The following is a 6644-nucleotide window of genomic DNA, read 5'->3' as shown; positions in this document are numbered from 1 at the left end:
AAACAGATATTCAAAAATACGAGAAAAGGCGGTCTTTCTCTGAGAAGGTCTCAGTCTGCACTTCGGTTTCGGAAATTGAAATTTATTAAGACCTTAACGAGGAGTTTCAGTGCTAAAGATTAATTTTTTGTCAACGGACCACAGTCGACAGGCAATCGCTGTGGACCGTGGTCTATCGACCGTTGACAAAGAAATTCAAGCCTTAAAAGGCAACTCGTAATTCCGCTTTCCTGTCAACTTATAAATCGCATTTGCCAAGGCAGGAATAAATGGCGGAACAGGTGGCTCCCCTACTCCTGTGGGCTTCTCCATACTTGGAATAATCTCAACAAAGGTCTTTTTGGGAGCTTGCGGCATCCGGATGACCTTGTAGGTGTCAAAGTTGTTTTGCTGGACCTTGCCATTTTCAAAAGTGATCGCCGAAGTCATCGCCAAACTCGTGGCAAACTGAGCTCCTCCTTCAAACTGGGAACGGATACGATCTGTATTTACACCGATTCCACAGTCCACCGCATAGTAAACTTCCGGAATGATGAGGTTACCCGCAGCATCTTTTTCCACCGTCACCACACAGGCCACATAGGTCAGGAAGCTTTTATGCGCAGCAAAGCCAACAGCTTTGCCATCCGCAAGTTTCTGCTTCCAATTTGACTTCTCAGCTACTGTCTGGATGACTTTTTTCATTCGTCCGGTATTCCAGGGGAAATCTTCGATTTTCTCCCCGTAGTTTCCGTAATCTCCTATCATTTCACTTGCAAAAGCCAGGTCCTTGTCCTCACCCAAAAGTTGGATGGCCTGATCTATCGGATCCATCCCGCGGGTCTCGGCAATCTCATCCAGCATGGTACAGATCGCAAAGGCATGGTGAATGTTGCTCACCGAACGCAGCCAACCCACCCGGGTATGCGCAGTGGATTCATGAGCTTCGATCCGGATGTTTGGCACATCGTAAGGGAAATCCCGACATCCCAAATCCAATTCCCCATCCGAAGGAAGGGCGGGGCTGTTGGTTGATCCAATCGCAGGAAAAACAGTATGGTGATTCCATCCTGTCAGATTGCCGGTGCCATCCAGGGTAGCGACAATACGCTGTGCACTGTGAGAGTGGTAATAATCATGGTGAAGGTCGCATTCTCTGGTCCACTGAACCCGAACAAGAACTCCGGCTGCTTTGGAAAGCAATGCTGCTTCCACGACGAAATCCGGCTTGGACTTTCGCCCAAACCCTCCTCCGAGCAAGGTGACATTCAATTTGACATTTGAAACATCTATTCCCAAAGCGCCAGCCACAGCACCTCTGGCCCACTGTGGATGCTGACTTGGTGCCCAGATTTCTACCGAGCCATCCGCCTTCACATCGGCAATGGCAGCTGGTGGCTCCACTGTTGAGTGTGCATAAAAAGGTGCCAAATAGGTCTTTTCCATAATTTTTCCGGAGGAAGACTTTGCCTGATTGAAGTTTCCCCGCTCTCGCTTGACCGTGCCTTTAGCCGCTGTACTTTTCAACATACTTTGCAATTGATTGGCGGAATTGTAGGTTTGATTTGGACCCAAATCCCATTCAATCTCCAAAGCCTGACTTCCTTTGATCGCTGCCCAGGTATTTTCAGCCAAAACAGCAAGGCCTTCCAAAGGCTTATCCAATCCCGCCGGCAGCCCCGGACCCTCTATTTTTATCACTTTTTTAACTCCCGGAATCGCCAAAGCTTTTTCATCATTGTAGGATGTCGCCTTTGCTCCAACTACAGGACTTCTTTGGACAACGGCGATCAGCATATTTGGGAGATTCACATCGGCTCCAAAAACCGCCTTACCCGTAGCGATATCTTTCGCATCATAAATGGGAACGTCTTTTCCAACCAGCTTGTAGCTTGAAAAATCCTTCATCTGAAGATCCTCCGGCTTGGGTATTTCCATTTCCTTAATCTGAGCGACTAGGTCACCAAATGGAATCTTTTTGCTTGAACCTTTTAAAATCACATGGCTTGCCTCGGTATCACATTCGGATGGATCGACTCTCCATTCTTTTGCAGCAGCCTGCACCAACATGTGCCGGGCAGTGGCTCCAGCCTTTTTCATAGGTTCATAAAACATGCGGACAGAAAAGGATCCATCGGTGTTTTGGTTGCCGAACTTGTCTTCGTCCCCTTCGGCCTGAATGATTTTCACCTTGCTCCAGTCCGCTCCAAGCTCGTCTGCAACAATCATCGGCAGGGAAGTCCGGATACCGGTTCCCATCTCAGATCGATGCGCAAGGATAGTCACGATATTATCCGAACCAATGTTCACAAAAACATTCGGTGCGAAAGTGATCAATTCCCCTTTCGGTCCGCTGCATTGGAAATTCACACCCAACACAAATCCTCCCGCTGCAAGCGAGCCGATTTTGAGGAAATCCCTTCTCGAAGCTCTAAAGATCTCACTGCGGTCAACCGGATTGGAAGTTGAAGCGCTTGTCTTGGACTTTGTCAAAAATGGCAATTTAGGTAACATAAGTTCGCTGATTTAGGGTTTAGAGGGATTTGGAAGCGGTGGCAATGGCATCTTTGATACGATTGTAGGTACCGCAACGGCAGAGGTTACCTTCCATTGCAGATTCGATTTGGGATTCCGATGGGCTTGGATTTTTAGCCAGAAAAGCTGCCGCATTCATGATCTGACCCGATTGGCAGTAGCCACATTGCGGAACCACGTGCTGCACCCAAGCTTTTTGAAGCGGATGGTCTCCGTCCGCTGAAAGTCCTTCGATGGTGGTGATTTTCCCGCTTCCTACCTGAGAAATCGGCAGACTGCAGGATCTTACGGCCTCACCGTCCAAATGAACCGTACAGGCCCCGCAAAGCGCCTGACCACAGCCGAACTTGGTTCCTTTCATGTCCAATAAATCCCGAATCACCCAGAGCAGGGGCATGTCTTCGGGCGCAGTGACATCCTGCGATTTTCCGTTGATCGAAAGTGTATAATTTTCCATAGGATTGGATTTATCTCATTTTGAAGAATTTGATTATCCGCAATCCTGCCAGTAAGAAAGATTAGGCTATATAAAGTTGCGGATAATCGTCCACAGACGACTGTCAACAGTCCACAGCTCGTTTTTTGGAACTTCAAACCTTATTTTATTTTGCTACTGGCAAGAAAGCGGACATACATATTGAAGAACTTAAATTAAGAAAAAAAATGGAATCAAATGAAAGAAACAAAGATTCCCTAACCTGAGGATTGTGGCTTTGACAGAGGAATTTTGCCGGAACACGGAAAGACCCGGAATTGAGGACAGTTGCGCCGGTTTGTCAGCACATCCTTGGCCTTAAGTCTATAAAGTGAATCCTGTTTTAGCCTTAATTTTTGCTTTTTTACTTTCTTTCAAAAAATAAGTTCCTGAAATAGAATCAGAAGTAAGTCAAATGTGCTCGAAACAAAGATTTTTTCAAAAACTGATTTGGAATAAAAAGGGGATGCACCTACATTTGCAACACGATTTCCAAAAGGGATTTCAAAAACAAAGCAAATTCCTCCTTAGCTCAGTTGGTTAGAGCACATGACTGTTAATCATGGGGTCCTAGGTTCAAGCCCTAGAGGGGGAGCAAGTTAAAAAGCCTTCAGATTCATTTCTGAGGGCTTTTTTCGTTTCTCGGCAGCTTAGTTTGTTCAGACAACCTGTGTCAAAATGACCGAAAAAAAGAGGTTTTTGAACAACTACCTGCAAAAAAACTGCAAGTTTTTCCTGGACTGCGAGGCCATAAATCAACACTTATGGCAACACTCAAAATCACACTTGATGAGCGCAGAACGAAGAAAAACGGGACTTTTCCCGTAGTAATTCGGATTACCCACCAATCCAAAAGCAGAGATATTACCACGGGTTACACTGCAAATTCCAAGACTTTCTCGAAGGCCACAGGCACATTTCGAAAGGACGACGCTGCAAATCTGGAGCTTTTCAAACTCCTGGAATTGTACTCCAACAAGTTAAAAGCTCTTCGTGCGAGCGGACTTGAACACTTGTCGGTTCAAGATCTGAAGGAGAAGCTTCTTTTAACCGAATCGACTGGAGATCTGACGATCTATGACTTCTGGCAAAAGGAGATCTGTCACCTCAGATCTGTCAATCGGTATGGAAGTGCCACAATCTACCAGAACACGCTTGGTGTTTTTGAACAACTGGTTTCCCTGAAACTGCCATTTGAGACATTCGGCTACAAAGGACTTCTCGAACTGGGGCAGAAACTGTTCGCCGGGAATCGTAAGGTAAATACAGTGGGTGTGTACATGCGAACATTTCGAGCAATCTGCAACAAGGCTATTCATCAGGACTTGGTCGCTCAGGACTGGTACCCCTTCAAGAACTACAAAATCCGAAAATCCAAAACTACTCCGAGGACGCTGAGTCTCGAAGAGATGAGAAGTTTCTTTCAACTCGACTTATCAAACGATGAAATGCTCTACCCCTATTGGTGCATAGGGAAACTGATCTTCTTACTCAGGGGCATCAATCTCAACGACCTGCTTTTACTGAAGCCTCAAAACGTCCCAGGTGATCGGTTGATTTACAATCGTGGCAAAACCGGGAAATCTTACAGCATCCAAATGTTGCCAGAGATTGAATTCCTTCTGAGCCAGTTCCACTCCAACCACCTACTTCTTGGGCAGTTCTCAAAAAGTCAAATGGAGGATCCTGTAAAATGATGCACGAGAAAACAACGAAGACCCCATGATCCTTTGCTCCACTTTAGTGCAAGAGATACATTTGAATGTTGCTGTAGAGGTTTCTAGATCTCTACGAGTGCCTGTGCTGCAAACCGCCTTGTACCACTGAGCTTACGGCAACAAATTAGGTGCGGTGTATGCTGGCACGGCGGTAAGGATGTCCACAGCCCGGGGAGTAACTACCTCGGGCTTTTTTTTAAAGTTACCGGATCAGGTTTGAAATCCGTATATTTGAAATGTGAGACATGCACTTCATCTAAAAGCCTACAGTATGCTAATTATCCTCTGGATGATGTTGATGCACACAGCTTTGCCGCATGTGCACCACGAGCATGAGGAACATCATCATCATGGGTCACTTGAAACCCACACACACGAACACCAAGAAAAATCTAATCCCAAAAACGCGGAAATTGACTCCATTTTTGATTTATTTTTTCAAAATCACACTCACACCAACCATTTACCCCAGAGCATCTCGGTAAATCAGGAAAAATCAGATCTCGTCAAACAACAACAGAGGAAGATTCTCCAGGACGCTGTTTTCTCGAATGAAAGCCCACCCATTTCGGGGGAATTTAACTCGGAAAAGCTGAAAAGTACGGGGCCACCTGTCATTAAATCACCTTTTTTTAACAGTAAATCTCTGCGGGGGCCTCCCGTCTTAGGTTAAAAATCTGTGTGGAAGCCCACACTGTTCCGCTCATTTTCTTACGCGCAAAATCTCGGTTTTGCTTAAATCACACTTATATGCTAAAAAACATCCTGTTCGCAGGTTGTCTGTTTCTGCTTTCCTGGCGAGGCTTTGCCCAGACCGGGATGGAAGAAATATTACAGCAGGTCGAACAAAACAATCTTGAACTCCAGGCTTTAGCTTCAGCATTGGAGGGGAAAAGATTTGAACTTCAATCAGGCAACAACTTCCCTGATCCAGAGGTCGGAATCTTTTACCTGCCGTTTGGAGATCACACCGCAGGTGACTATACCGAATACCACATCACTCAATCTTTTGAGTTTCCGACCGTCTATGGCTCAAGGAAAAACCTGATCAACCAACAGATTAGCCAGTACGAACTTGGGTATAAATCCCGTCGACAAGAGATTCTCCTATCAGCACAGGCTTACGCATTGGAGTTGATCCTGATTTCCAAAAAGCTAAAGGTCTTTGAAACCCGAACTGAACAAGCCAAAACAGTTCTCGATCAAGTGAATCAACTTTTCCAGAAAGAGGAAGTGGGAATTCTGGAGCTGAACAAGTCCAAAGTCGTATGGCTGCAACAGCAACTCGCCGTCCCGCAACTTGAGAACCAGCTTCAAAACCTAAGTGAGCAACTGGAAAATCTGAACGGAGGAAAACCAATTGGTACTACTCTGGTGGATTATCCTGTCTTTGTGGGATTGACGGATGCTGACAGCATCTGGATGGAAAAACTAAGGGCAGAACCTCTGCTTCTACAGATCCAGCAAGAAGAAATTCTTGCCCAACAAAGTCTTCAACTGGAAAAGAACAAGGTGTTACCCAACCTGGCAGCAGGATTTAACAGGCAGGGAGTCATGGGTTCTTATTATTCAGGGATCTACGGCGGGTTGACAATTCCGCTTTGGGGAAGTCGGGGCAAGGTAAAAGCTGCCCAATCTCAGGTGGAATTCCAAACCCAAAACAACTTGTCCAAAGTCAATCTGGCAAGGGTTCAATTTGATCGGGAATTCAGGAACTACACATTTCTCCGGACAAAATTCACCGAGTATCAGAATACTATGACCGCACTGGATTCGGAAGATTTACTGCTTCAAGCTTATCAACTAGGAGAGCTATCGTTTCTTCAGTACTATCAGGAAATTCAGTTTTATCGGCAGGCCTTTGACACCTTTCTGGAAATGCAACATCAATTATATCAATCACATACTTCTTTACTCAAACATCAATTGTAAACCTT

At 45.6% G+C, this 6644-nt stretch carries 5 protein-coding genes and 1 tRNA gene; 4 read left to right on the top strand and 2 right to left on the bottom strand.

The genetic code is table 11. The annotated features are described in order from the left end of the window. Window positions 1–195: 195 nt before the first annotated feature. Together BLQ81_RS20240 and BLQ81_RS20235 are read right to left on the bottom strand one after the other, a co-directional pair. A complete protein-coding gene (locus BLQ81_RS20240) occupies window positions 196–2493 on the bottom strand; it encodes a xanthine dehydrogenase family protein molybdopterin-binding subunit (RefSeq protein WP_092734399.1) in 2298 nt (765 codons plus the stop codon). 19 nt (window positions 2494–2512) lie between these two features. Beyond that, window positions 2513–2971, bottom strand: coding sequence for a (2Fe-2S)-binding protein (locus BLQ81_RS20235; protein ID WP_092734396.1), 459 nt, complete (start codon window positions 2969–2971; stop codon window positions 2513–2515). A gap of 539 nt (window positions 2972–3510) precedes the next feature. On the opposite strand from BLQ81_RS20235, the gene BLQ81_RS20230 reads away from it, so the two are divergent. The 4 genes from BLQ81_RS20230 (at window position 3511) to BLQ81_RS20210 (ending at window position 6639) form a co-directional block, all read left to right on the top strand. After that, window positions 3511–3584 (top strand) — tRNA-Asn (locus tag BLQ81_RS20230). A 169-nt stretch (window positions 3585–3753) separates the two neighbouring features. Beyond that, window positions 3754–4686: a phage integrase SAM-like domain-containing protein gene (locus tag BLQ81_RS20220; protein WP_092734390.1), complete on the top strand. Its 933-nt coding sequence runs from the start codon at window positions 3754–3756 to the stop codon at window positions 4684–4686. A gap of 292 nt (window positions 4687–4978) precedes the next feature. Then, window positions 4979–5380 (top strand): hypothetical protein, encoded by a 402-nt coding sequence (locus tag BLQ81_RS20215; protein ID WP_092734387.1) that lies wholly within the window; start codon window positions 4979–4981, stop codon window positions 5378–5380. Window positions 5381–5457: 77 nt separating this feature from the next. Next, on the top strand, window positions 5458–6639 hold the full coding sequence (locus BLQ81_RS20210; protein ID WP_092734384.1) for a TolC family protein: 1182 nt from the start codon (window positions 5458–5460) through the stop codon (window positions 6637–6639). Window positions 6640–6644 lie beyond the last annotated feature (5 nt).

Source organism: Algoriphagus alkaliphilus, assembly GCF_900103735.1.
GTDB classification, from domain to species: domain Bacteria; phylum Bacteroidota; class Bacteroidia; order Cytophagales; family Cyclobacteriaceae; genus Algoriphagus; species Algoriphagus alkaliphilus.
Note: the sequence above shows the minus strand (reverse complement) of the source record. Positions and strands in the feature narration are given on the sequence as shown.